This window comes from Pseudomonas sp. GW821-FHT07F05, from assembly GCF_059418765.1.
This window is the reverse complement of record NZ_JBWKQL010000009.1, coordinates 122056-145963: the sequence shown is the minus strand read 5'-3', so window position 1 is coordinate 145963 and position 23908 is coordinate 122056. Positions and strand designations below refer to the sequence as shown.

Annotated in this window: 26 protein-coding genes and 1 pseudogene; 25 read left to right on the top strand and 2 right to left on the bottom strand. The window is 56.2% G+C overall.

What is annotated here, in order from left to right:
- Positions 1-19 precede the first annotated feature (19 nt).
- From AC07RO_RS18865 to AC07RO_RS18830, 8 genes are all read left to right on the top strand, one after another.
- Positions 20-709 (top strand): tail fiber assembly protein, encoded by a 690-nt coding sequence (locus AC07RO_RS18865; protein WP_495086792.1) that lies wholly within the window; start codon positions 20-22, stop codon positions 707-709.
- Positions 710-825: 116 nt separating this feature from the next.
- Positions 826-1998, top strand: a complete 1173-nt coding sequence (locus AC07RO_RS18860; RefSeq protein ID WP_346628048.1) for a phage tail sheath protein — start codon at positions 826-828, stop codon at positions 1996-1998.
- A 50-nt stretch (positions 1999-2048) separates the two neighbouring features.
- Entirely contained in the window at positions 2049-2564 is a 516-nt protein-coding gene (locus AC07RO_RS18855; protein ID WP_192130761.1) for a phage major tail tube protein, read from the top strand.
- 57 nt (positions 2565-2621) lie between these two features.
- On the top strand, positions 2622-2957 hold the full coding sequence (locus AC07RO_RS18850) for a phage tail assembly protein (protein ID WP_192130760.1): 336 nt from the start codon (positions 2622-2624) through the stop codon (positions 2955-2957).
- Between the two features lie 8 nt (positions 2958-2965).
- A complete protein-coding gene (locus tag AC07RO_RS18845; protein WP_495086791.1) occupies positions 2966-3085 on the top strand; it encodes a GpE family phage tail protein in 120 nt (39 codons plus the stop codon).
- A complete protein-coding gene (locus AC07RO_RS18840) occupies positions 3078-6302 on the top strand; it encodes a phage tail tape measure protein (protein ID WP_495086790.1) in 3225 nt (1074 codons plus the stop codon). Before AC07RO_RS18845 ends, AC07RO_RS18840 begins: the two co-directional genes overlap by 8 nt.
- Before the next feature lie 6 nt (positions 6303-6308).
- Positions 6309-6749, top strand: coding sequence for a phage tail protein (locus AC07RO_RS18835; protein WP_110950424.1), 441 nt, complete (start codon positions 6309-6311; stop codon positions 6747-6749).
- A complete protein-coding gene (locus AC07RO_RS18830; RefSeq protein ID WP_495086789.1) occupies positions 6746-8035 on the top strand; it encodes a phage late control D family protein in 1290 nt (429 codons plus the stop codon). Before AC07RO_RS18835 ends, AC07RO_RS18830 begins: the two co-directional genes overlap by 4 nt.
- Positions 8036-8065: 30 nt before the next feature.
- Here the strand turns inward: AC07RO_RS18830 and AC07RO_RS18825 are convergent, their stop codons facing one another.
- Both AC07RO_RS18825 and AC07RO_RS18820 read right to left on the bottom strand, forming a co-directional pair.
- Positions 8066-8239, bottom strand: coding sequence for a hypothetical protein (locus AC07RO_RS18825; RefSeq protein ID WP_346630013.1), 174 nt, complete (start codon positions 8237-8239; stop codon positions 8066-8068).
- A 137-nt stretch (positions 8240-8376) separates the two neighbouring features.
- Positions 8377-8733, bottom strand: coding sequence for a helix-turn-helix domain-containing protein (locus AC07RO_RS18820; RefSeq protein WP_346630012.1), 357 nt, complete (start codon positions 8731-8733; stop codon positions 8377-8379).
- 103 nt (positions 8734-8836) lie between these two features.
- Between AC07RO_RS18820 and AC07RO_RS18815 the strand changes: the two genes are divergently transcribed.
- The 17 genes and pseudogenes from AC07RO_RS18815 to AC07RO_RS18735 all read left to right on the top strand — a co-directional run bounded on the left by AC07RO_RS18815 (position 8837) and on the right by AC07RO_RS18735 (position 23858).
- Positions 8837-9037, top strand: coding sequence for a DNA-binding protein (locus AC07RO_RS18815; RefSeq protein ID WP_346628107.1), 201 nt, complete (start codon positions 8837-8839; stop codon positions 9035-9037).
- A 29-nt stretch (positions 9038-9066) separates the two neighbouring features.
- The gene (locus AC07RO_RS18810) at positions 9067-9540 is read left to right on the top strand and encodes a YmfL family putative regulatory protein (RefSeq protein WP_110950421.1); all 474 of its coding nucleotides are present in this window, start codon (positions 9067-9069) and stop codon (positions 9538-9540) included.
- 76 nt (positions 9541-9616) lie between these two features.
- Complete coding sequence (locus AC07RO_RS18805; RefSeq protein ID WP_346628053.1) at positions 9617-9898, top strand: Ogr/Delta-like zinc finger protein; 282 nt, start codon at positions 9617-9619, stop codon at positions 9896-9898.
- Positions 9898-10272 (top strand): hypothetical protein, encoded by a 375-nt coding sequence (locus AC07RO_RS18800; protein WP_110950419.1) that lies wholly within the window; start codon positions 9898-9900, stop codon positions 10270-10272. Before AC07RO_RS18805 ends, AC07RO_RS18800 begins: the two co-directional genes overlap by 1 nt.
- Before the next feature lie 64 nt (positions 10273-10336).
- A complete protein-coding gene (locus AC07RO_RS18795) occupies positions 10337-10570 on the top strand; it encodes a hypothetical protein (RefSeq protein WP_495086788.1) in 234 nt (77 codons plus the stop codon).
- Between the two features lie 2 nt (positions 10571-10572).
- Complete coding sequence (locus tag AC07RO_RS18790) at positions 10573-13377, top strand: toprim domain-containing protein (RefSeq protein WP_495086787.1); 2805 nt, start codon at positions 10573-10575, stop codon at positions 13375-13377.
- A 40-nt stretch (positions 13378-13417) separates the two neighbouring features.
- Positions 13418-13714: a hypothetical protein gene (locus AC07RO_RS18785; RefSeq protein ID WP_495086786.1), complete on the top strand. Its 297-nt coding sequence runs from the start codon at positions 13418-13420 to the stop codon at positions 13712-13714.
- A gap of 38 nt (positions 13715-13752) precedes the next feature.
- Complete coding sequence (locus AC07RO_RS18780; RefSeq protein WP_495086785.1) at positions 13753-13890, top strand: hypothetical protein; 138 nt, start codon at positions 13753-13755, stop codon at positions 13888-13890.
- Positions 13891-14360: 470 nt separating this feature from the next.
- Positions 14361-14564 (top strand): hypothetical protein, encoded by a 204-nt coding sequence (locus tag AC07RO_RS18775; RefSeq protein ID WP_495086784.1) that lies wholly within the window; start codon positions 14361-14363, stop codon positions 14562-14564.
- Entirely contained in the window at positions 14561-15709 is a 1149-nt protein-coding gene (locus tag AC07RO_RS18770) for a site-specific integrase (protein ID WP_495086783.1), read from the top strand. The genes AC07RO_RS18775 and AC07RO_RS18770 overlap by 4 nt, the downstream gene beginning before the upstream one ends.
- 350 nt (positions 15710-16059) lie before the next feature.
- The gene (locus tag AC07RO_RS18765) at positions 16060-16713 is read left to right on the top strand and encodes an NYN domain-containing protein (protein ID WP_495086782.1); all 654 of its coding nucleotides are present in this window, start codon (positions 16060-16062) and stop codon (positions 16711-16713) included.
- A gap of 652 nt (positions 16714-17365) precedes the next feature.
- Positions 17366-17656 carry a DUF6124 family protein gene (locus tag AC07RO_RS18760; protein ID WP_369318293.1) on the top strand — a complete coding sequence of 97 codons (291 nt, stop codon included), beginning with the start codon at positions 17366-17368 and terminating at the stop codon, positions 17654-17656.
- 503 nt (positions 17657-18159) lie between these two features.
- Positions 18160-19107: pseudogene (locus AC07RO_RS18755) on the top strand (integrase domain-containing protein).
- 806 nt (positions 19108-19913) lie between these two features.
- Positions 19914-20648 carry a hypothetical protein gene (locus AC07RO_RS18750; protein ID WP_495086781.1) on the top strand — a complete coding sequence of 245 codons (735 nt, stop codon included), beginning with the start codon at positions 19914-19916 and terminating at the stop codon, positions 20646-20648.
- Entirely contained in the window at positions 20645-21115 is a 471-nt protein-coding gene (locus tag AC07RO_RS18745; protein ID WP_495086780.1) for a hypothetical protein, read from the top strand. The genes AC07RO_RS18750 and AC07RO_RS18745 overlap by 4 nt, the downstream gene beginning before the upstream one ends.
- Positions 21116-21125: 10 nt before the next feature.
- Entirely contained in the window at positions 21126-22928 is a 1803-nt protein-coding gene (locus tag AC07RO_RS18740) for a DEAD/DEAH box helicase (RefSeq protein WP_495086779.1), read from the top strand.
- 438 nt (positions 22929-23366) lie between these two features.
- Complete coding sequence (locus AC07RO_RS18735) at positions 23367-23858, top strand: P-loop nucleotide/nucleoside kinase family protein (protein WP_495086778.1); 492 nt, start codon at positions 23367-23369, stop codon at positions 23856-23858.
- Positions 23859-23908: the final 50 nt, after the last annotated feature.

Sequence of the window (23908 nt, the reverse complement as noted above, 5' to 3'; positions counted from 1 at the left end):
ACAGCGAATGGAAATTCAAATGACCGAAGATAAAGAGAGCCTGATGCCGCCTGCAGTTGAGGCGCCCGTAGGACGTTGGTGGGAGCAAGACGGCGTTTTCGCCCCCACCGTCTGCCACGTATCGCCGTTGACTGGCGAATTTATGGGCATGGGCGTTGCCGATCCGAGCCCATTAGAACCGGGTGTATGGCTCATGCCGGCGCATACATACCAGGGCGACGCGCCAATCGTGTTTCCAGGGTGTGCAGCGGTCCGAGGCGACGCTGATGGCATGTGGCATCAAGTGCCCGACTATCGGGGCAAAACCGTTTACGACAAAGACACTCGGGCCGCGAGCAAGCATCAAGAGCTCGGCGAGCTCCCGGAACTCTTCACGCTTTCGGCGCCCTCCTCTGACTTCGATGTCTGGCAAGGTGGGCAGTGGGTGCTCGATGTCGCAGCCAAAAATGCGGCGTTGACGAATCGGGCTGGATTGAAGAAAGCGCTGCTGGCCCAGTGCGCCGGCGGCGTGATTTCAACCCTGCAGTACGCGGTGGACAAGGGTATCGCCGATGAGGCGGAGATCGAGCTTCTGGATGCCTGGCGAACGTACACCGTCACATTGAGCCGAGTCGCCCCGGGGCCCGAGGTCGTTTGGCCGAACAGTCCGGATGACCCTGCAACCGCCGCCTTCCTCCAGTCGCGCGGCTACGAGGACGTTGCCGTTTAAGCATCATGGGCTTGCAACTCGCCTTGTGAGCCCTTCCCCTACAAGCCCCCCCGCTACATTCCACGACGCGCGCGCGTCAATCTGCGCTCTACCGCCATCAACGCGCAGGATCCCCCATGCCATCCGATTATCATCACGGCGTCCGAGTCGTCGAAATCAACGAGGGCTCACGCCCTGTACGCACAGTCGCCACCGCCGTGATCGGCATGGTCTGCACCGCCGAAGACGCGGATGCGGCGACCTTCCCGCTCAATAAGCCCGTGCTTCTGACTGACGTGCTAACCGCCAGCGGCAAAGCCGGCGTGAAAGGCACTCTTGCACGAAGCCTGGATGCGATCGCCGATCAGTCCAGCCCTGTCACTGTCGTAGTGCGTGTCGCCGAGGGCGCAGACGCCGCCGCCACCAGCTCCAATGTGATCGGCGGCGTGAATGCCAATGGTCAGTACACAGGTTTGAAAGCGCTCCTGGCCGCAGAGGCCCAGTTGGGCGTTCGTCCCCGCATTTTGGGTGTACCTGGTCTGGACAGCCTCCCGGTGGCTACCGAGCTGGTCGCTATCGCTCAGAAGCTTCGCGGGTTTGCATACGCCAATGCCTGGAACTGCGAAACAGTCTCTGAGGCCATCGCCTACCGCGAGAACTTCGGCGCCCGCGAGCTGATGACCATCTGGCCCGACTTCATCAACTTCGACACCGCGCTGAACGCCGACGCTACCGCATCTGCCGTGGCGCGCGCATTGGGCCTGCGAGCGAAGATCGATCAGCAAGTCGGCTGGCACAAGACCATCTCCAACATCGCGGTCAATGGCGTCACCGGTTTGAGCAAGGACGTGTACTGGGACTTGCAGAGCCCCGACACCGATGCAGGGCTGCTGAACGCCGCTGACGTGACCACGCTGATTCGCCGCGACGGCTTCCGCTTCTGGGGCTCGCGCACCTGCAGCGACGATCCGCTGTTCGCCTTCGAGAACTACACGCGAACCGCCCAGGTACTGGCTGACACGATGGCCGAGAACCACTTCTGGGCCGTGGACAAGCCGATGCACCCGAGCCTGGTGCGCGACATCGTGGAAGGCATCAACGCCGCATTCCGTGACCTGGTGCGCCAGGGGTATCTGATCGGCGGCGAGTGCTGGTACGACGAGGCCGCAAACGACAAGGACACCCTCAAGGCCGGCAAGCTCTTCCTGGACTACGACTACACGCCCGTACCGCCGCTGGAGAACTTGGGCCTGCGTCAGCGCATCACCGATCGGTACCTGGTCGACTTCGCCAGCCGCGTAAACGGCTGATCCCTTATTGAATAGCGCGGCCACGGCCGCGCCTGCAGGAGAGCGCCACTATGGCTCTGCCCAAAAAGCTCAAGAACATGAACCTGTACAACGACGGCGTCAGCTACGTCGGCCAGTGCAAGACCGTCACCCTGCCGAAGCTGGGCCGCAAGCTGGAAGCCTGGCGCGGCGGCGGTATGGATGGCCCGGTGAAGGTTGACCTCGGCCACAGCGACGACGGTATCTCGATGGAATGGACGCTCGGCGGCTGGGACCTCACCGCACTGCGCCAATACGGCGCCGTATCTGTCAGCGGCGTCCAGTTGCGATGGGCCGGATCGGTCCAGCGGGACGATGACGAGCAGGTATCCGCTGTGGAAGTGGTTGTTCGCGGCCGGCATGAAGAGATCGACATGGGCGACTCGGAAGGCGGCGAAGACACCGAGCACAAATTCAACACCGCCTGCAGCTACTACAAGCTGACGATCGACGGAAATGTCGAGGTGGAAATCGACCTGCTCAACTTCATTTTCGTCGTCAACGGCGAGGACAGGCTCGCCGCGCACCGAAAGGCGATCGGCCTGTAAGCACGCCTCAACGCGCCGGCTCTCCCGGCGCTTCACCCTCCCTAACGAGTACCAATCATGACCACCACCGAGACCGCCAACGAAATCACCGCCGTCGAGCCGAACCCGAACACCATCATTCTGGACAGCCCGATCAAGCGCGGATCGTCCGAGATCAACGAGGTCACTCTTCGCAAACCCATGGCAGGCGAACTGCGCGGGGTGACGCTGACTGACCTTCTGCAAATGGACGTCCTGGCCCTGCGCAAAGTACTGCCGCGCATCACGAACCCGACCTTGACCGAACACGAAATCGGCCAGATGGATCCTGCCGATCTGGTTCAGCTCGCGAGTCTGGTAACTGGTTTTTTGTTGCCGAAGTCGGCGAAGGCGGATGCGTCCCTCGTTGCGTAGATGACGCAATGGCGGACATCGCCGTGATTTTCCACTGGGGACCAGCGGCGATGGATCCGCTGTCCCTGACCGAACTGATGGACTGGCGCGAACGCGCCCGCGTGCGAAGTGGGGCTAGGGATGAGTGACAAGCTGCGGCTGGAAGTACTGCTGTCGGCGATCGACAAGGTAACTGGCCCCCTGAAACAGATCAGCGCCGGGAGTACTTCCACCTCGCGCGCGCTCAAAGCGGCTCGGGACCAGCTCAGGGAGCTGAACGCCCAACAGTCCAATATCTCCAGCTACACACGTCAGAAGGAGGCCGTTCGGCAGTCCTCCGAAGAGCTCGCCAAGGCGCAGAACAGATTGCGCGCGCTGCGCGAGCAGCTGCAGGGCATGGACGCGCCCACCGCCGCCTTCCAGAAATCGTTCGTCAACGCGAGCAGCGCTGTCGAAAAGCTGACCAACAAACATACTGCCCAGCGATCCGAGCTGCAGCGGCTTATCCCGCTGATGCGATCGACGGGCGCTGACACCCGCAACCTCGGAGCCACCGAGCGCCGTTTAAAGGGCGAGATCGAGGCGGCGAACATCGCCATCCAATCGCAGAAAGACCGGCTATCCGCGCTCGCCAAGCAGCAGGAGCGCGTGTCACGAGCACAGAAGAACTATTCCAAGGGCAAGGAATTAGCCGGCAATGCGGCCGTAGCGGGCGCGAGTGCGGGCGCAGTCGGCGCCGCCGCTGGCATGCCAATTCTGAGCATGGTCAAAAACTACGCCTCCTACGAAGACGCCATGGCAGGCGTCGCGAAGCAGGTCAGCGGCGCCCGGGATGACAATGGGCAACTGACAGCGACCTATTACGAAATGGGCGCGGCCATCAAGAAGATGTCCGAGACCATCCCCATGGCGACGACCGATATCGCCGCCCTGGTGGAAGGCGGCGCCAGGATGGGCGTCGAAGGTAAGGACAATCTGCTCGAGTTCGCGCGCGTGGCGGCGACAGCGGCAACTGCCTTCGAACTGCCGGCCGAGCAAGTTGGCGAAAACCTTGCCCGAATTGCCCAGCTTTACCATCTGCCGATTAAGAACGTCAGCCAGTTGGGTGATGCGATCAACTACCTCGACGACAACGCCATGTCCAAGGGCAAAGACATCATCGACGTTATGCAACGCACAGCAGGCGTCACTGCTTCGGTCGGGATGTCGTTCAAAGATGCGGCGGCGCTGGGCTCCACGTTTTTGACACTGGGGGCATCATCAGAGATCGCAGCAACTGCAACGAACGCGATGATTCGCGAACTGGCTATCGCCACCCAGCAGCCCAAGCGCTTCGTCAAAGGTCTGCAGGCGATCGGGCTGGAAGCGAAATCCGTCCAGGACGGCATGACCAAAGACGCCACCGGCACGATTCAAAAGGTGCTGGAGGCAGTCAACAAGCTGCCTAAAAACAAGCAGCTGGGGGTCATGACTCAACTGTTCGGTAAAGAATACGGGGACGATGCCGCCAAGCTCGCGTCGAACCTGGGCGAGTATAAGCGTCAGCTCGATCTGGTGAATGGCGCAAAAGCCGCGCCTAAACGCGACGGCTCGATGCAGCGCGAGGGCGACATTCGGGCCGACCTGCTTTCAGCTCGCTGGCAGATGGCACAAAACCGCATGTTCAACCTGAGCAGCGCGCTCGGCGCCACTTTGCGGCCGGCACTGATCGAGCTGGTCAACGGTTTGAACGGTGTCATGGCCCGCCTCACGGCCTGGGCAGACGCCAACCCTGGCCTGGTGCTGGGCATTCTGAAAGTTGTCGCCGGCATCGCCGCTCTGTCGATCGGATTCAGCTCTGTCGCGCTCGCCCTGGCGACCACGCTCGGCCCTTTCCTAGCGGTGCGCTACGGTTTGTCGCTGATTGGGATCAAGCTGCCGTCGCTCATTGGGATGATGATTAACCTGGGGTCAAAAGTGCTGCCCTTTGTGGGGCAGGCTTTCATGTGGCTCGGCCGGCTGTTCTTGACCAACCCGATCGGCCTGGCCATCTCCGCGATCGCACTCGCGGCATACCTGATCTATGCGAACTGGGACAAGGTGAAAACCTACTTCGCAAGCGCCTGGGAGGAAATCAAACAGGGCTTCAGCGGGGGCATCGGAAGCATCCTGAAGACGATCGCAAATTTCAGCCCGATCGGCCTGATCTATCAGGCGTTCGCGGCGGTGATGAGCTACATGGGTGTTGAGCTGCCCAACCGGTTCACTGAATTCGGCGGGATGATCATGACCGGCCTGGTCAACGGCATCCGGAACGCCATGGGCAGCGTGAAGACAGCTATTTCCGATGCCGGTACCGAAACGATCGGGTGGTTCAAAGAAAAGCTCGGGATCCACAGCCCGTCGCGGGTGTTCGCCGAGCTCGGTGGCTTCACCATGGCCGGTCTTGCACAGGGGCTGACTCAGACACAGAGCGGCCCGCTCGAGGCGGTTGCAGCCATTGCAAAGCGCGTCGCTCAAGCCGGCACTATCACGATCGGCACCAACGTGACGCCACCTGCAGCACTGCCAAGGGCGCCGGTGCTTCCTCCTGTTTCAGGGGCTCCTGCCCCGGCTAAATCGCAGGGGCTATTGTCCAGCATCACCGACGCGGGGAAGACGATGGCGAACGCCGGGCTCAGTGCGATCACAGCGCTGTCGTCTGCCGCGTCGCAAGCCGGCCTATCTGACACGCCTGCCGGCATGGTGCTGAGCGTGGTGTCGACCTTGGGCAAGAGCTTGGCGCAACTGGGTGGGACGCCGAGTCAAGCTGCACCCGCCCAAATGATTCTGCCGGTCCAGGGCGCGCCAGAGAGTGCGGCCGGAACGCCGCTGATCCAACCCCAGCCGAGCCTGGTGGCGACACAACCCATCCAGAAACCCCGCGACGGATCTGCTGTAGCGCAGGCCCCGGCCGCACCTAAAACGTCGCCCGACCTGCTCGGGGTGCTCGCAGGCATTGGGAAGCGAGTCGCGCAGGTCGGGCAAATAGCGATCGGGACTGCCGGGGCAGGTCGACCGGCCAGTGCAGCCCCTTTCGAGGCGCCTGAAGGCTTCGCAATGCTCGATGCAATCAGCGTGATGGGCAAGAACCTGGCTCAAGCAGGAGCCATCGCAGTGGGAATGACCGCAGCGCCGGCATCCATTGCCGTCGACAGCCGGCCACCTATCGCCTCAGTCGCACCACAGCCGGTCGTGCAATCGGCCCCGGATCACATCGAAATCAAGATTCACGCAGCCCCGGGAATGGATGCGGCCGCAATCGCCCGAGCGGTTTCTGCCGAGCTGGATAAACGTCAAAACGCGAAGCGGGCTCGGGCACGTAGTTCGCTGTATGACCAGGAGTAAACGACCATGATGATGGCCCTCGGCATGTTCATCTTCAGCCTTGAAACGTTGGTGTACCAGGAGCTGCAGCGGCAAACGGAATGGCGGCACGGTTCCACCTCCCGCATCGGCACCAATCCGGCACGTCAGTTTCTCGGACGCGGCGACGATTCGATCACGCTTCCCGGCGTTCTCCTGCCGGCACTCGCTGGCACGCCGTTGAGCGTCGACACGCTGCGTTACATGGCTGACACCGGCAAGGCTTACCCATTGGTTGAGGGGACCGGCCGCATTCTCGGCATCTGGGTGATCGAAAGCATCAACGAGACGCGCACGCTGTTCTTCCAGGACGGCGCAGCGCGTCGAATTGAATTCACTATCGCGTTGAAGCGCATCGACGACGGCCGCGTTGATTTGCTCGGTTCAGCGGTAAGCAGTGCGGGCAACATCTTGAGGGCCGTCCTGTGATCGATGAAGCAATTGACCAAGTCGACCGCTACCTGGACAGCGCTCAGAAATCCATGCGCGAGGCAAAGGCTTATCCCCGCCCTATCTGCCGTCTGATGGTCGACGGACGCGACATTACAGCGGCAGTGGAAAAGCGCTTGGTTAGTATTGAGCTCACGGACAACCGCGGACTCGAGGCGGACCAGCTGGACGTGACGCTCTCCGACCATGACGGCCTGCTGGTGATCCCACCCAAAGGTGCCACGCTTAGAGTCTGGCTCGGGTGGAGCGATACCGGGCTGGTCGACAAGGGAACGTTTACGGTCGATGAAACCGAACACAACGGCGCTCCGGATCAGCTGAGCATCCGGGCGAGGAGCGTCGATCTGCGCGCGGGGCTCAAGGTCAAACGGGAGCGCAGCTGGCATCGCCAGACGATAGGCGCCGTCATTACGGCCATCGCTGGAGCGTATGGGCTCGCGCCCGTCATCAGCGCGGTATTGAACGTCATCGAGCTGATGCACCTTGACCAGGCGAATGAATCGGATGCGAATTTGCTGACGCGTCTGGGCCAGGAGTACGACGCGATCGCCACGGTCAAGGCTGACAGATTACTTTTCCTGCCGATCGGCAAGGCCACCAATGCGAGCGGGCTGAACCTGCCGCACGTCACACTCACGCGGCTCGATGGTGATCAGCACCGCTTCCTGCAGGCGGACCGTGACAGCTATACCGGCGTGCGGGCGTTCTACTACGACGTCAACAGTGCCGAGAAAAAGAGCGCCATTTCCGGCGGCGGGGAGAACATCAAGGATCTGAGGCACTCTTTCACCGATCGGAAAAGTGCCCTCGTCGCGGCGCGTGCGGAGTGGAACCGCCTGCAGCGCGGAACCGCGACGTTGAGCTACACGCTCGCCCACGGCCGGCCCGACCTTGCACCAGAACTGACGTACACGCTGACAGGGATCAAGCAGGAAATTGCCGACATCATCTGGCTCGGCGGCAATGTGAAGCACAGTTTCACCTCGGACGCCTTCACCACCAGTCTGGAGCTGGAATCGCAACTGCCCGACGGAGATGAAGTTGCCGAGCTTGCAGAGGATGGCAAAAGCTACACGGGCATCATCGCCTGGTATCGGGAATCGAAGACCGCGAAACAACACACTGTCACGGCAGGCGACCAGGCACGGCCACGACGGCTCACGCACCTGTACGAAAGCAAAGCGACGGCGAAGCGGGCAGTTGAAAGGGAATATAAGCGGCTGCAGGCAAAGAACAGTGCGCCTACTACCGGAGCTCCGGCGTGATCAGCCGGAGCGCGGTCGCGAAACTCGGGCCTATTTCGTCCGGGTCAGCATTTCTGCCAGGCGCTGCAGGTGCGCCTGATCGGTTTCCGACATCTGGCGGTATCGCTGGAGCAGCACGCTCTCCAGTTGAGTCAACTTCAAGTCGGGACAATCGTTGTTTCGAGCATCCTGCTCAAGCCTCTCCAAAACGCCTCGATCCAACATGCTTAACACTCCTGGGAAACGGTAAGCATCGACGGTTTCACAGGAATCTAAATAGCCGAAAGGGGCTAGTTTCGGCTATCGGCGATGGGCGATGGGCGATGGGCGATGGGCGGAATGATGGGACAAATGTTGGATACCTAATCGGATTGAGCCGCTGGATTGACACTGCCGGTATTCATTTCCGCCAGCCCAGTCACGACGCGTCGGGCTACAGCCTGATCGGCGGCGCTCAGCGAACGGAAGGAACAAATCATCTCGGCCTCAATTCCTGCTCGCGCCTCGACGGCGTGGTCGCGGCGCCCGAAAAGGACGTACATGACATCGACCCCTACTTTCGCGACGGCCAGCAAATACGCAGTGTCCGGGTTCTGCCGGCCGCGCTCATAGTTACCCTGGGAGTTGCGTTTCACCCCTCCAATATCAGCCAGCTCGTTTTGATTAATGCCAAGCCGGTCGCGCTCTTCCCGGAGCCGCTCGCCCAAAGTTTTTTCCAAGGAATCTCCAGACACACAAATATTTGGCACACGCCGCTTTACACACACAATTTCTTGGGCATAATGATGGCACACACAACACGATTGAACACACATGAACACTATGCCCGTCCTCCTGACAACCGAGCAAGCCCGCGCAGAACTTGACCGAAACGGGGTCACGATCGCCGAGTTCTGCCGGAAACATGCTCTGAACAAAAATTTGGTCAGCGATCTGTTGAACGGTCGGAAGAAAGGCGTTCGAGGCGAGGCACGACGAGCAGCTGTGCTCCTGCGTATCAAAGACGGCGTGATATCAAACTAATTGCAGTTCTGCCGGTGAGAAACCAGAAGATGAAACGCACCGTTCTAGAAACCCGCCGCCAAGTGGTCAGCGCAGTGATCTGTGCTTACCCGGGCGGGCGTGACTGCGCAGCACCGCGACTCGGCATGTCGGTCAAGAAGTTTGATAACCACGCTTATGAAAACGCCGGCAGTCGCCCGTTGACGGATGAGCAGATCTGCCTTCTGGAATCACAGACAGGGACCACCCACCTGCCGGACTTCGTCTGCGGCCTGTACGGCGGGGTTTTCGTCCCCGTTGCCGAGGCAGGTCAGCTGGACAACCTCGATCTGTACGCACGCTCGATCAATACCTCCATCAAGCGCGGTTTGGTCGACGCCATCATTGCCAAGGCCCTCGAAGATGGGGTCATCAACGATAGCGAAGTGCAAGACATCCTCACCGCGCACCGCGCCCACGTCGCGGCCAGCCATGAAGAGATCACCGCCGTGATCGTTTTGCACCGAGAACGCCCGGGCACGTAGGAACCGAAGTAGGCGCAGGAAGCGCCGCCAATTCTCGGCATCAGCCGAAGGCCGCAACTAGCGGCGGGGAGAACAAGTGAGCACCTACAAATTGGTATGTCCGCACTGCCAGGGGCGAATGCGCATCCGAACCAGTGAGGGCACGCACATCTTTTTGCGCATCACATACATGCAGTGCACAAATGAGCCTTGCAGTTGGTCTGTTCGCGCTCAGTTCGAAATGACACATGAAATGAGCGCCTCAGGAATGCCAAATCCTGCAGTCCGACTGCCGGTAGCGCCAGTTGCGATGCGCCGAGAGGCGATGCGAAAGGAAGGCGAAAAACAGATGGATCTACTGGGATTGGAGACGGCCTGATGAAAATCGTACTGAAAGCGCAGAACCCTGAACTGGAGTATCGCTCGACGATGCAGAGCGCCGCCCTGTGCTTCATGCAGCGTCACCAGGGTGAACACCTGGACAACGACCAGCAGCTCTTCGTCCGGGCTGTGACCTATCTGCAGACCTCTCTCGAAGTGCCCCTTTATCTCGCAGAGACGCTCGCGGCCCTTGCCTACAGCGAGCTGCGTTCCACTGGCGATCAGCGCCGGCTGGATCTTGCCAACAGCAGCGAATCCGTGGCGGTGCTCACTGACCCCACCAGCGGCAATGCCTACGCCATCCCCGTCGCCCATATCTTCGAGCAATTGATCGACTTGCCCGGGCAGCGACAGACACCCCCGACCATCTGAACAAAAAGCACGACCCAGAGCGTGTGGGTTTGGGCGAATTGCGCCCGAAATCAGGGATACAGCAATGAACACAGCACTTTCGATCCGGATGGACCTGAGCAAAAGCCTTGCAGAAGCCCTGCAGCACGAGCTGCGAGAGCGGCTGCGCCTCGGAATTCAAGAGCACTGGTATTCGGATGAGTTTAGGCGCGTTCCTGACGGTCTGCGCTCCGGCGCGATCCTTTCCGCTTACCCGGCCCTGGCAGCGCAAAAAACCACTCTCGGCGCCTTACAGGCCGCCATAAGTAAGCAGGCTTGATGATGGAAGACGTAATCCGGGCTGACGTATTGACCCGACTCGAAAATGACTACGGGCTGAAGCATCGTGCCGGCACTAATTTCATGCGCGGCGGTGTATGCCCGGCATGCGGCAAAAAAGAGCTCTACTCCAGCTTCGTAAACCCGTGGTTCATCAAGTGCGGCCGCGAAAGCAAGTGCGGTCAGCAATGGCACGTTAAAGAGCTGTACGACGACATTTTCGACGACTGGAGCAAACGGGCGCCGGCAACTGATGATCAGCCCACTGCCACGGCTCGCGCCTACCTGGAGTTCGCTCGTGGGTTCAAGATGGACCTGGTCGCAGGCCTGTTCACTCAAGAGAGCTACTTTGATCGGGATTTGGAGATCGGATCGGCAACCGTGCGCTTCCCTCTGGAGCGCGGGGGTTATTGGGAGCGCCTGATAGACCGACCTCACCGGTTCGGAAAGAAGAAGGCTCGGTTCAAGCCGAAGGAATCGTACAGGGGCTATTGGTGGTGTTCCCCGCACGTCGACCTCTCCAACACCCGCGAGCTCTGGATTGTCGAGGGGATCTTTGACGCCATTGCCCTGCAGCACAACGATATCGACGCTGTCGCCGCGATGTCGTCCAACGCCTTCCCGGAAGCTTCGCTCAAGGCGCTGATCACGCTAAGGGCTGGCAGTCTCCCAAGGCTTGTATGGGCGCTGGACAATGAACCAGGCGCACATAAGTACACCCGTAAATGGGTGGCAATGGCCCGTGTGATGGGGTTTGAGTGTACTGCCGCGCAGATCCCGCAGCGTGATGCGCGAAAGGTGGACTGGAACGATCTACATCAGCGCTGGGGGTTTATCGACGACGAAGCCGACCGGCAGAAGCGGTTGGACGGCGACCTCGCCGAAGCACGCCACCACGGCGCCCTGCTAATCGCGGAGAGTGCCTCGGAAAAAGCGTTGCTGATGTACGACTGGCGTGAGCGGGAGGAATTTCACTTCGGCTTCGAATCCCGTCTGTACTGGTGGAAGCTGGACATCAGCAAGTTCAACAGCGCCATGCAAGCGCTGGAGACGAGCGAAAACCACGAAGAGCAGCAGCTGAACAACAAGGCAATGCGAGAGAAGGCACTGCGCATGTCCGGCTGCGTGGTCGAGATCGCCAACTGCTACCCGCAGGCCCTGTATTTCCAACGCAACGAGATCACCGACGAGTCCTGGTACTTCTTCCGAGTCGACTTCCCCCACGACGGCGTGTCGGTAAAGAACACGTTCACCGGCGGCCAGGTCGCGGCCGCGAGCGAATTCAAGAAGCGCCTTCTAGGCATGGCTGCAGGCGCCGTGTTCACTGGTAGCGGTCAGCAGCTCGACAAAATCATGAAGGACCAGCTATTTGCGATCAAAACGGTCCAGACGATCGACTTCGTTGGCTACAGCAAAGAGTACGCCTGCTATGTCTACGGCGACATGGCAATCAAGGATGGTCAGGTCGTGGCGGTCAACGACGAGGAGTTCTTTGAGTTCGGAAAACTGCGACTCAAGACTTTGCAAAAGGCCGTGCCGGTCCGCATTCAGCGCGATCCAAAGGAATACAGCGATGAATGGGCAAAGCTGCTGTGGACGTGCTTCGGCGCCCAGGGCGTGGTCGCGCTGACGTTCTGGTTCGGATCACTGTTCGCCGAGCAGATCCGGGCTCGTTACCAGTCGTTCCCCTTCCTGGAAGCAACAGGCGAAGCCGGCGCCGGTAAAACCACGCTGCTCAACCTGCTGTGGAAATTGCTTGGCCGGTCTGGCTATGAGGGTTTCGACCCCTCCAAATCGACCAAGGCCGGCCGGAGCCGGTTGATGGGTCAAGTTTCCGGGATGCCGGTGGTACTGCTGGAATCTGACCGAAGCGGCGATGACAAATCACACGCCAAGAACTTCGAATGGGACGAGCTGAAGGATTACTTCGGCGGCGGCACATTGGCGACCAAAGGCGTCAAGACGGCCGGCAACGAAACCTACGAGCCGCCGTTCCGGGGCACGATCGCGATCAGCCAGAACGCTCCGGTTGTAGCGTCCGAAGCCATCATGACGCGGATCGTTAAGCTTCATTTCGTCCGCCCGGTTGTCACTACGGCGAGCCGCGAGGCTGCTGACAAGCTCACAGCGCTGGACGGCAACAAGCTCAGCCATTTCCTGCTGCAGGCGGTCAAGCGTGAAGCCGATGTCATGTCCACCCTTGCGGACAAGATCCCGGCTCACGAAGCCCGTCTGCGCCGGCTGCATACCCATTGCGTCAGCTGCGATACGGCGTACCCGCCTGATAGCGAAAAGTCTGCGTGTCAGAAGTGCGGCAACCAGTTGCGCGGATACATTCGGGTCGAGCGGATCGTAAAGAACCACGCGCAGCTTCTCGGCCTGGTTGACTGCATTCGTTCGCTGGTCCCACTGACTGACGCACAAATCACCGCGACACAACGCTGCATCGTCGGTATGGCGATTGAGCGCCAGAGCTCAATCAGCGCAGACCACCCGGTAGTGGCCGAATTCTGGGAAGTTTACGACTACCTGCAGAGCCTAGATGCCGAAGGCCCAGTGGTAAACCACAGCAAAAAAGACAACGTCATTGCCATCAACCTCAACGAGTTCGTCGAGCGCGCAGCCGAGCATCGCCAGAAGCTGGCCGACGTCAGCGAGCTGCGCGATCGCCTCAAGGAATCCCGCCGGCACAAGTTTCTGGAATCGAATAAGTCCGTGGACAGCAAAGTCCGGGCTCACCACGCAATACGACACAACAACACGATTACCAAGTCGCCAATCGTCAAATGCTGGATTTTCCAGGCGTAGGGCTGCAACCCACGTCGAACAGCCCTGAAAGGAGAGAACCATGGAGATTCAAGTCGTCGCCGGCACGGCGCAGGCGCAACAAAGCCGCGTTACCGAGCTGCTCGACGAGCTGGGCAAGGACCAGCGCAAAACCGTCCAGGCAGAAGCATATGGCCCCAACGGACTCGTCGACATTTTAGAGGTCCGTGGTGCCGATGGTCAGCGCGAGATCCTGGTGCTCAATTGCACGCGGCGGCAAATTCAATCGGTGCTGGATTGGCAGTCATGTGAGGAAGACAACGACCAGTTTTTAGACGTGGTGTTGTACCTGGTGCGATTGCCAGACAGCGACCTGTAACGCCGGCTGCAACCGGCAACCCCTGAAAGGAGAGAACCATGCGAAACACCGAACCACTTGAACAAGCCGCACGCGGCGCCCTACTGAGGCAGTTGTTGGGAGCAGTACTGACTGTGACGCTGATCGCAGTCGTCGCGGTGCAGGTTCCGGATTTGATGATCTGGATCCTTAGCTAGAAATCCAAATGAAGTCGGTGCCATGGGGCTGCAACCCCGTGGCACCGCCCCCCCCTGAAAGGAGAGAACCATGCAAGCTCAAACCATCAACGGCAGCGCGGCCGAGGCTGCCATGAACACGATTGTGGATGGACAGACGTTCAAGCTGAGCGAGATGCTTGATGCCTAAGCAAGCCGCTGCCCGCCAACGACCAACGATGGCGAGCCACCGACTCGACTTGCCGAGCATTTGCGACATTTGCGGTAGAGCGCGATCGACTCGCACCCATCAAAGCTGCAGCCGCATTAGGCAAAAAATAAAAGAAGATGAATGGACGGAACTGATGGCTGAGAAGGTCGCTGCGAGATTGGCCCGAGGCCGACGCTATTCCCGGTAGGCTTTCCTCCAGAAGATCGCTCACTTTTTTCTAACAACTATGCCCCGGCACACTGACTACACTGACCGGGGCGTAAGAGATCCTGAGGCAACCATGTCGAGCAATGTCTTGATATTCGAAGACCTGCAGCGCATCACCGGATACCAACGCCGGTCCGATGTAGAACGGTCGCTCATCGAACAAGGTGTACGCCTGTTCAGAGGGCGCACCGGTCCTTGGACCACGTTGGACCTTATCAACCAAGCGGCTGGACTTACTCCAGCGTCAAACGATAGGTATGAAGCCGACATATTATGAGGCGAGCAAGGAAGCGTAAGCATAACCCCCATATCCCTTCCCACATCGATCAGGCTGCTCTCCCAGCGACTATTTACTTTGATCATCGCAGCGCTGGCGTCTGGTACACGCTGCATTACGACGAGACCGGGAAACAGCGCCGGCGCAATGTGGCAGCTGCTGATGTAACACTCGCTGAGCTGCACCAGATCATGGAGCGAACATGGTGCGTGGACCGAGGCACTTTGCGTTACGTCTGCGCGCAGTTTCACCTGAGCGATCGTTACAAGAGACTTAGCCTCAAGACTCACGACGACTATTGCTATTCGCGGGACGTACTGCTGGGCATCCCGACACGGTTGGGAAAACCGCTGGGCGATCTGCTGGTGAAAAAATTCACGGCGGCATTGATCCAGCGAATTGTCGATCGTCTGGCTGACGAAGGCACGCCGTCAAAAGCGGCGCATGTCCTGCGCTACTTGCGTCGAGTGCTGCAATGGGGCCGCAACCGGGGCTATCTCGAGAGCAATCCGGCGCAGGGTATTGAAGCGCCGGTGGAGCGAAAGCGTCGGCGTTTGCCAGACCATCTAGTAATGAGCGCGCTGGTCGACCGAGCTTTGGCATTCGGACGGCTGCTCAGGAACGAAAAAGGGGGCTGTCCGGAGTACCTAAGCTACGTCATGGAGATCGGTTACCTGTGCCGCTTACGGGGCATTGAGACCATCACCTTGACCGATGCCCATGAACTGGCCGAAGGAGTTATGACCAACCGACGCAAGGGTAGCCGGGACAACATTGTGCGCTGGACGCCGCGCTTGCGCGCTGCTTGGGAGGGGGCGAAGGCCTACCGGGCCAAAGTGTGGGCAAGCAAATCAACGGTCGTTCCGATTCGTCCCGACCGACGCTATATCATCGTGGCCAGCCACGGCGGTGCTTTACGCAAATCAAGTCTGGATACAGCTTGGCAGCGGTTTATCACTTCAGCCATCGATGATGGCACCATTACGGCAGAGCAGCGCTTCGGACTTCATGACCTTAAGCGGCGTGGTATCACCGACACCGCGGGCAATCGGGCGGACAAGCAGGAGGCCAGCGGTCACCGTGACGGGGCGATGATGGACGTCTACGACCTCAGCGTCCCGCTGGTCAATGCCTCCCAAACGTAGACCCTGACCTCAAACTTCAACCCGCAGTGCTTTCACCCTAGATTTCGGTAAATCGACCCCATAGCTGTTGCAACTGGCCTGTGGCCTCCAACGGTCGCAATAAGCCCCTCGGATCCATCCGAGGGGCCGACTCGTGTTGTAGGAGCCGCTAGCTACGATCCAACGCGCGCATCCGGATGTCTTTTTTGGTGACCCATTAATTTATCAATTATTTTGACAATTACGTTGACACGCATGTCACTCCGTCGGTAGGATTCGCCCATCAACTAACCCACGGCGTGCCGTGGGCCCAGAAGCCCCGAAATGTAAGTTTCGGGGCTTTTTGCATTCTGCACCGGACGCATTAGGCAATGAAGACGATTGTTTATGTAGATGGCTTCAACCTCTACTACCGCGCGCTCAAAAAAACGAAATTTAAATGGCTTAACCTGATGGCGCTTTGCCAGGCTTCGCTGCCAAAGGACTGTGAGATCGTAGGGATAAATTTCTACACCGCACGTATCTCAAGCAGAATCGACCCAACATCGCCGAAAGATCAGCATATTTACCTAAAGGCGCTGGCCACGATACCTGGTCTAAATCAGCATTTTGGCTCATTCCAAGTCTCAGACAAGCTGATGTTCCTATCCCAGCCGCTCGTCTTTAGCCCTAAAGCGAAAACGCCGCAAGCACCTCCCCCGAGATTCGCTTCAATCGTCAAAGTTGAGGAGAAAGGTTCCGACGTTAACCTTGGAGTGCATCTTGTGCGAGATGCTCTGCTCAAGAAAATGGAGCACGCGGTAGTCATTACCAACGATACTGATCTTTGTGAGCCACTCAGAATTGTCGTGGAGGATGCCAAGCTTCCACTCACACTACTTTCCCCAGTCCCGAAACCAGCCAAAAGTTTAGAGAAATTGGCGACCTATGTCCGCCATCTGGATCCTTATCTGGGCGTATCCCAGTTCCCGGACCCAGTAGTGACAAGCGCTGGCGAGAAAATACCCAAGCCTGCAGGCTGGTAATTGAACGCGAACAAAAACTGGTGTCCGGCGCTCACAGGACGCGTAATAAGGGCAAAAAGTGGAGCGGAAATTCGGCGTTCAAACGACGAACGCACGTAATTAAAAAACCTGTAACCTATTGATTTCATTGTTAAAGGCATATTACTTGTAATCAGTAGGTCCCGGGTTCGACTCCTGGTGCCGGCACCAGATTTAGCAAAAAGGCTCACCGAAAGGTGGGCCTTTTTTGTTTGTGCAAAATGCCACACCTCCAATCCCCGTAGGAGCGCGCTTGCCCGCGAAAGCGCCATCGCCGCACTGCCGTCCTACTTCCCCGCTCAACCCACACAAAAAGTCCGAAATCCCGTAGGACGCTTCTGAAATTAAGCGATATTCTCCCGACCGCTTGAACGTGTCTGATCCGGCGACTACCTTCCCGCGTGTCGTTGCAAACAACGACCGGGTTTAGTCGCCCGAACACGTCAGGCGCGTAACGCCCCATAACCTGAGCCGCTGTCATCGACATCGGTTCTGTCCTTTTATGGTGGCTGTACGAGGGGCACCTTCGGGTGCGCCGGGTGCCTGACTTCCCGGTCGACTAACCCGCGTACAGCCGCCACCTATTCGTTTAGTCGCGAACGGTGTCGGTCTCATCCAAGTCAGGAGAGACACCATGATCAGATCCACCCCTCACCCACCCGAAACACCCGCCCCCCAATCAACCTGCACCAACGCCAACCTCGGCAACCTGAGCCTGTTCTCGGTCAAGCCCGGCGTCAGAGCTGAGGACGCATTGCTCACCGCCTCCGAATACCTCGCCTGCGCCGCAGCCACCGCCTACGAAGTCGCAGATAACTGCACGCTGGAATTCCGCCCGTTGGCGCGCTCGGTGGTGCATCAGCTTGATGCAGCGCGGGCGTTGATTGAGGTGTCGATCGCCAAGGTGGGAGGTTCGTCTTTGTAGCTGCCCTGCTGCGATCTATTCGCGTAGGCATTTCCTTGCGCCAACCTGCGCCCGTCTCTTTCTCCCGGAAAGAGACGGGCGCTCCTACCGCTGCTGCAGCCCACCACGTAGAAGACATTGCGGCATTTCCCCTCGCGACAATCGGCGTGACAAACACCGAAGTCACCAGCAACAGCGATGCAGACGATGGTGCCGGCCCAGGGAATGGACTGCACCTGACTGACAGTCAGGCATGCCCCGGTTATCGCATTGCTGCTTTCACCCGGCTCAGGATCTCGCGGCGCTGGTCTCGTCAGCCAGTGCAGGCTACGTCCGCCCACTTCCTCGGAAGTGCTCGGGAGGCCAGATCATGAGATGCCCACGCTCCCGGTCGTGAGGAGCCGCCAGTCCCGCGTTAGTGGACAACCCTCACCGGTCGCAGGGGCCTTGATCCCTGATAACACTCGACATTCTTGGTGGGATGACATCGGGCGAAGAACGGGAAAGTAGATGAGGTAACAGTCATGGCACTATTGGGTAGGCACGATGGCCGTAACTTCGGCTACGGCAGGGTCAAGACCCAAAGTGATCGGTGGCTGGCATTCGTGAAGTGGTGTCGGTCTGAAGCGGCGCCCAGGGTTAACGATGCGCGGCAGATTGATCGCAAGGTGTTGTCGGACTATGCAGCATACTGATTCGGCCTGGTCGAGGACGGCGACCTAGTTATCAGCACTGCACAAAACCGGCTATCCAGTGTTAACAGAACTACGGCAGCGCTTCGCGGAGATCAGAACGTGAAGTTGCCAAGTCCGAGCAAGGCGTTGGGTATGCAGCGCACCGGGGTTCATCAATCAATGGAGCAGGGCCAAGACCGCGAACAGGTACGCAGTTCGTTGATGCGCTTGCAGACATCATCAGCTACGCGTTGCCACGATCGTTATGTTGGGACAAGCCACTGGCATGTGAGGCCATCTTGGATGATCTGCCGCGGTTGAGCGGTGACGCTGAAGACTTAGGCAAATCAACATTCAGAATGGTACCAAAGGCAGCCGCGCCGGGGCTTCGGCACCACGCTGGATTGCGGTGGATGACCAAGTTCGAAGCGCGCTGGGATTCGCACATCAGGGGTCGCCAACGGGAAGCCGCTAGCTGATAGCTCCAAACGAAAGCTACTGAGCGTTCTTCATGAAATCATCCGCCCGGCGCTGGACATCCCGCATGCACTCAACCTCAGAGGCTTTCATGAACTACCGGCCGCGCTCGCGTTTGAGCGTTATGAACAGAACACCCAACACCACGCGTCTCTCAACGGTGGTATATGCGGCCACGTAGACCAGCGCCTTGACGGCGAGTCGACTAGCCAAATCAGTTATGAGCTAGGGCGCGGCCGGCCTGACGTAGTTGCCGCCTACCTTGGACGCCGGGCATTAGTAAGCAATTCGATATGGATCTGTTTCTCGCGGGAGTCTTGAAAGATGTCGCATTCAATGAGTCGACGTCATCCGCGCCAGGTAAGCAGAATTCAAACTGCAATCGTTAGCCATTGGCAATTCGATAACCCATGGACGTGGCAACGAAAAAATATTGCGTGGTTTTTAAGAAAAGAGCTCGCCTACCACTCGACCTACACGCGCTATTACTATCTGATCACGATAAGCCTGCTAATCTTACGCCTAGGAATGTCTTGGGATGTCAGGACCTAGGCGTCAGCGGCGCTCCAAGAGCGCCACCTGTCCAGCTTGAGGTAGACATGATGTCGGCATCAGCCCAACTACCACGTCCACTGGTTAAATAAACAGTTATCGCCCTTCACTGCATGACCTCACTGGTTTGTGGGACAGATGGAGCATTTCTGTATGCTCTTTCAGCAATGATTTACATAGCTCGCGCTTCACGATAGCCTTGGGCCATGACGTAAGGCTATGAATGGAAGCCAAGGAGTTGAAATGGAACGCCGTATACTAGAATTGCCATGCACACTAACTAAAGAAAAAATGCGAAGCTATTTAATCGCAAGTAGACCTGCTTACCGCAGTAAAAACTGTAGAAATTGTGAAGCAAATAATACTTTCGCAATGTCCTTAACAATCCTACTCCAACTCACACACGACATTACAGCACCATCTGAAAAATACTTTAAAACAAGAGACCGGCCAAATAAAATATTAACCGCACACTGCACAATTCGCAGGTACCGTAAAAAAACGCTCCCCCAAGGATCTTCGATTACATCTTTGAGCGAATTCCGTTTTATGGATTGTTATTCTGGTGCAGCCAAATGACTAACATCCCGTCTTTTGGAAGCGACATAGATGATCTTGATTGGGGGTGTACCCATACAGAAATATTATTCAAAACAGCCTGCAGCGCGGTTAAAATATGTCATGTCAAGATAAGCGATGTGAAACAAATTGCGTTAGAATTATCAAACTCGGTTGTCGACACGTCATGGATGATGGATCTCGACTCTGGTGCTCGTAGACCATATCAAAAAACTGCAGCAGAAACGGCCCAACTTTTAGTTGAAATATTTGATAACACTGCAAAATCAGGTACGGTAGCTGGGGAGTTTGGCGAGGTGATGGTCTCAATCGGATCAGCAAGAGCTTTAGAGCTTATCTTTGACCACAGTAGAATACCTATAGCGGAATTATGGAAGCCTCAGTCTAAGCAGAATGAAGGCTTCGACTTTCACACAACATGCAAAGCCAGCTTAGTAAACTTTGGAGAGGCGAAATACTCATCATCCATCAGTCCTCACGGGAACGCCCTGTCACAAGCCTCGAATTTTATAGAGGCCGAAAAACACTACCGAGACAGGGTACACCTTGTAAATCTAGTTCCCAAAGATATGATTGAAAACCTAGACAACGAGAAATTTGGCGTGATTGCAGCTTTCTCTGTCAACGCTGTCAATCCAGCAACCATCTTCCATAACGCACTCCTTTCTGCAAGCAAATTATTGGCGCTCGGTAAAATATCAGCTATTTATCTCGTAGGGGTTAGCAATTGATAATTGAGCAGATAAAAAACAGCCTGGACCCGCACGAAGATCTAGCTAAAATTTTGGATACCCTACATAAGATAGGGCCTGTTGATCCGTTTATATTAGAGACTTTAAGCTTTTACAAAGAATTCCACAGCGAGGTTTTCAGTACCATTGAAGAGCAGATAATTTCTGCGCTAGGTCTGTTCTACAAGGTAAAAAATCCTAGTAATTTATATTCTTTCCTGCTGTCGGCCTTCGGGGATCAGCACAAAGAGGAATTTGGCGAGTTTTTGACTCCAGTCCAAGCAAGCGTGCGAAGAGCTGTCGAGGACAAGCAGTTTGTTTCGATATCTGCACCGACTAGTGCTGGGAAATCATATTCGATTCGAGATTTCATTGCGGATCAAGAAGGGGATGCTGTTGTTATCGTGCCCTCCAGAGCATTAATTGCCGAATATGTAAAACGCTATGAGAAGGAAATTCAACGGTGACAAAGGCGTAATGATTACCGCTTTTGTGGACAATATTTTTACAAGCCGTAATCTGAGGCGTATATTTGTACTAACACCGGAAAGAGCACGAGACTTATTCCTCAGCAACTTAAAACTAAACATACGAGTGTTCTTCTTCGATGAAGCACAAGTTTCTGAAGAAAAAGTACGCGGCATTATGTTCGACGTATTAGTACGAAGAATTCAAAAAACATTCCCCCTTGCCAAATTGATATTTGCGCACCCATTTGTAGACAATCCGGGCGCACAATTCAAGAAGCACAGCATTTCGTTATCAAACAGTTACGCGCGATCCTATACTCATGGCGCTGTTGGAAAAATTTGCGTTCAACGCCATGCAAATGGAAAGACCTATTATTTTTCGCCTTACATTGAACATGGACACACCCTGAAAAATTGCTATGAATTTCAAGATGGATTCGAAAGTTTCGCATTTAACGGTCGCCATTCAATTTTAATCTACGTTTCGAAATCGTCAATTTACAACGGGTCATTCGTTGATAACTTTAAAGATCATATATCAAAATTCCCAGAAGTCGCCGACACCAGAGCGCTTGAACTAATAGAAATCGTAGAACACCTCCTGGGTGCTGACCTGAGTGACCACAGATCGAGAATGGTTTCACTTTTGAAAAAAGGTATCGTCATTCATCACGGATCGGTACCTTTAGAGGTTCGTTTTCTACTTGAGGACTTCATAAGGGAGGGATATGCAAGGATATGCTTTGCCACAAGCACCTTGGCGCAAGGTGTTAACATGCCCTTTGATATAGTATGGCTAGAGAACATGCGTTTTTTAGGCGATGGAAATAGCGATAAATCTTTAGCTTTCAAAAATCTCATAGGCAGATCTGGCAGGCTGTCGACGAAAAAGCAGTTTGACTATGGTTACGTATACACGGGCAATCCCAAGCTCTTTATTGAGCGGATAAATGATAATTTTCGCCTGAATGAGAAATCTGTTATTGACCTCCCCTTGGACGATGAAAATTCTGACTCTAAAGAGCTCATCGATGCAATTAGAGATCAGACTTTTGACGACGACCTACACCTTCCTAAATCAAAAGCAGAAAGACTGGTAACAACCGAAATTTTAGCTCATGCTAAAAGACTGCTAGACATAATATACGCCACTTCAGGGACTATCAAAGAGAATATTGGGGGAGTTGCTAAGGCTGAAATTAGAGCTGAAATAGTTCAACGGCTAAAGTATATATTCGAAACATCTCTAGACCGCAGCCTAAATCCCGGTGAAAATGCAGTATTTGAAACCGCTATAAAAATATTCCTGCACTCTATTCAAGGAAGATCTTTCAGAGAAATTGTGGGCATCCGCTACAGTTACCTTTCAAGAAGGGATGCAGGAAAGATTGGGAGCGCACCATTCTCGCAGCCAGCGAATAAGCTCCCTGACAGTGCTCTCAAAAAAACATTCTCGCTATTTCCAAACATTCCAGCAAGAGATGTGAGCTATGATGCCATAGTCTTTGACACCTATGACTACATGGATCAGGTGACATCTTTTTCGTTATCTGACACCTTTACCGGCACGTTCAAAATCTACCTAAAACAAACCCGCGACTCTCGCGCGCAAAAAATTATCGAACTTTTGCGATTCGGAACCAACAATGTTATGCATACCTTGTTAATGCGCTACGGATTTCCACCAGAGGATGTGGCTGAGATAACGCCCTACATTCAAACCATTAATGAAGCCAACATTATCTTCAAGAAAAATATAGATGACGCTCCTAGCTACATCAAACAACTAGCGGAGTGGTACCGGAATTAGAAAATTAGTTGCTCAGACACAACTTCAGCTGAACTGAGTGCTGGCATCAGCTAAAACTCAAAAACTAGCGGCTCGCCAGCCTACTCTTTTTCCGTAATGGGATTGATCGGATTAATCCGAAATCTTTTTGGATACAATCGCGACCTGAAGTACTGACCAACTTTCTCCGCTGTATCTATGAGCGCATCCATTTTTGCCTCTATTCCTAAATCCTTGTAAGCCGTCGAGTGGTCATTCTTAGGCTACGGTAAAATCTGGGTTTGATGTTAAGCATGGAAAGACTCACCGGACGGCGGGCTTTTTTTGCTTGGGCGTTTCAAAATGGAGTTGCGTAAGGCATTTACCAACTGAAAAATCTCAGCTGTCTCGACAATGCCCTTCATTGTCCCGGCCTCAATCCACAGGCATCATCATGCTTCGACATAAGGACGCGTCTCCATGGCCAACCCCGCCCTCCACCTCCTGTGCGGAAAGATCGCCTCCGGGAAATCCACGCTCGCGAACTCTCTAAAAGCTGAACAAGCAGCGATCCTGCTAACCGAAGACCATTGGCTCTCAAGGCTCTACCCAGACCAGATCAACTCGATCGCCGACTACGTAAAGCTCTCAAAAAGACTCCGAGATGTCGTAGGCCCTTTGGTGATCGACATGCTAAAGGCCGGGATCAATGTGGTTCTCGATTTCCCCGCCAACACGCCCGCAGACCGCCACTGGTTACGCAGTCTGGCGGATACCGCCCAGGCCTCTCACAGCCTTCACTTCATCGATGTCGACGACGAAACCTGCCGCTCCCGGCTGCACCGGAGAAATGAAGGCGGTGAACACGACTTCGCAGCGACTGACGCTGAGTTCGATCTGATCACCAGCTACTTCGTCGCCCCAGATAAGGCAGAAGGCCTCAACGTAGTCATTCACCGGGATCACGCCTAAACGACTGCCACCATGAGAGAACCAAACCGTCAGGTTCAAATGGCGCCCTA

Excerpts from the sequence above, each read along its gene's own strand:
- AC07RO_RS18780 (WP_495086785.1), top strand. The coding sequence starts at position 13,753 with ATGCGAAACACCGAACCACTTGAACAAGCCGCACGCGGCGCCCTACTG.
- AC07RO_RS18785 (WP_495086786.1), top strand. The coding sequence starts at position 13,418 with ATGGAGATTCAAGTCGTCGCCGGCACGGCGCAGGCGCAACAAAGCCGC.
- AC07RO_RS18845 (WP_495086791.1), top strand. The coding sequence starts at position 2,966 with ATGGCGGACATCGCCGTGATTTTCCACTGGGGACCAGCGGCGATGGAT.
- AC07RO_RS18860 (WP_346628048.1), top strand. The coding sequence starts at position 826 with ATGCCATCCGATTATCATCACGGCGTCCGAGTCGTCGAAATCAACGAG.
- AC07RO_RS18850 (WP_192130760.1), top strand. The coding sequence starts at position 2,622 with ATGACCACCACCGAGACCGCCAACGAAATCACCGCCGTCGAGCCGAAC.
- AC07RO_RS18825 (WP_346630013.1), bottom strand. The coding sequence starts at position 8,239 with ATGTTGGATCGAGGCGTTTTGGAGAGGCTTGAGCAGGATGCTCGAAAC.
- AC07RO_RS18840 (WP_495086790.1), top strand. The coding sequence starts at position 3,078 with ATGAGTGACAAGCTGCGGCTGGAAGTACTGCTGTCGGCGATCGACAAG.
- AC07RO_RS18835 (WP_110950424.1), top strand. The coding sequence starts at position 6,309 with ATGATGATGGCCCTCGGCATGTTCATCTTCAGCCTTGAAACGTTGGTG.
- AC07RO_RS18760 (WP_369318293.1), top strand. The coding sequence starts at position 17,366 with ATGATCAGATCCACCCCTCACCCACCCGAAACACCCGCCCCCCAATCA.
- AC07RO_RS18750 (WP_495086781.1), top strand. The coding sequence starts at position 19,914 with ATGACTAACATCCCGTCTTTTGGAAGCGACATAGATGATCTTGATTGG.
- AC07RO_RS18770 (WP_495086783.1), top strand. The coding sequence starts at position 14,561 with ATGAGGCGAGCAAGGAAGCGTAAGCATAACCCCCATATCCCTTCCCAC.
- AC07RO_RS18790 (WP_495086787.1), top strand. The coding sequence starts at position 10,573 with ATGGAAGACGTAATCCGGGCTGACGTATTGACCCGACTCGAAAATGAC.
- AC07RO_RS18800 (WP_110950419.1), top strand. The coding sequence starts at position 9,898 with ATGAAAATCGTACTGAAAGCGCAGAACCCTGAACTGGAGTATCGCTCG.
- AC07RO_RS18775 (WP_495086784.1), top strand. The coding sequence starts at position 14,361 with ATGTCGAGCAATGTCTTGATATTCGAAGACCTGCAGCGCATCACCGGA.
- AC07RO_RS18765 (WP_495086782.1), top strand. The coding sequence starts at position 16,060 with ATGAAGACGATTGTTTATGTAGATGGCTTCAACCTCTACTACCGCGCG.
- AC07RO_RS18740 (WP_495086779.1), top strand. The coding sequence starts at position 21,126 with ATGATTACCGCTTTTGTGGACAATATTTTTACAAGCCGTAATCTGAGG.
- AC07RO_RS18815 (WP_346628107.1), top strand. The coding sequence starts at position 8,837 with ATGCCCGTCCTCCTGACAACCGAGCAAGCCCGCGCAGAACTTGACCGA.
- AC07RO_RS18735 (WP_495086778.1), top strand. The coding sequence starts at position 23,367 with ATGGCCAACCCCGCCCTCCACCTCCTGTGCGGAAAGATCGCCTCCGGG.
- AC07RO_RS18810 (WP_110950421.1), top strand. The coding sequence starts at position 9,067 with ATGAAACGCACCGTTCTAGAAACCCGCCGCCAAGTGGTCAGCGCAGTG.
- AC07RO_RS18865 (WP_495086792.1), top strand. The coding sequence starts at position 20 with ATGACCGAAGATAAAGAGAGCCTGATGCCGCCTGCAGTTGAGGCGCCC.
- AC07RO_RS18855 (WP_192130761.1), top strand. The coding sequence starts at position 2,049 with ATGGCTCTGCCCAAAAAGCTCAAGAACATGAACCTGTACAACGACGGC.
- AC07RO_RS18795 (WP_495086788.1), top strand. The coding sequence starts at position 10,337 with ATGAACACAGCACTTTCGATCCGGATGGACCTGAGCAAAAGCCTTGCA.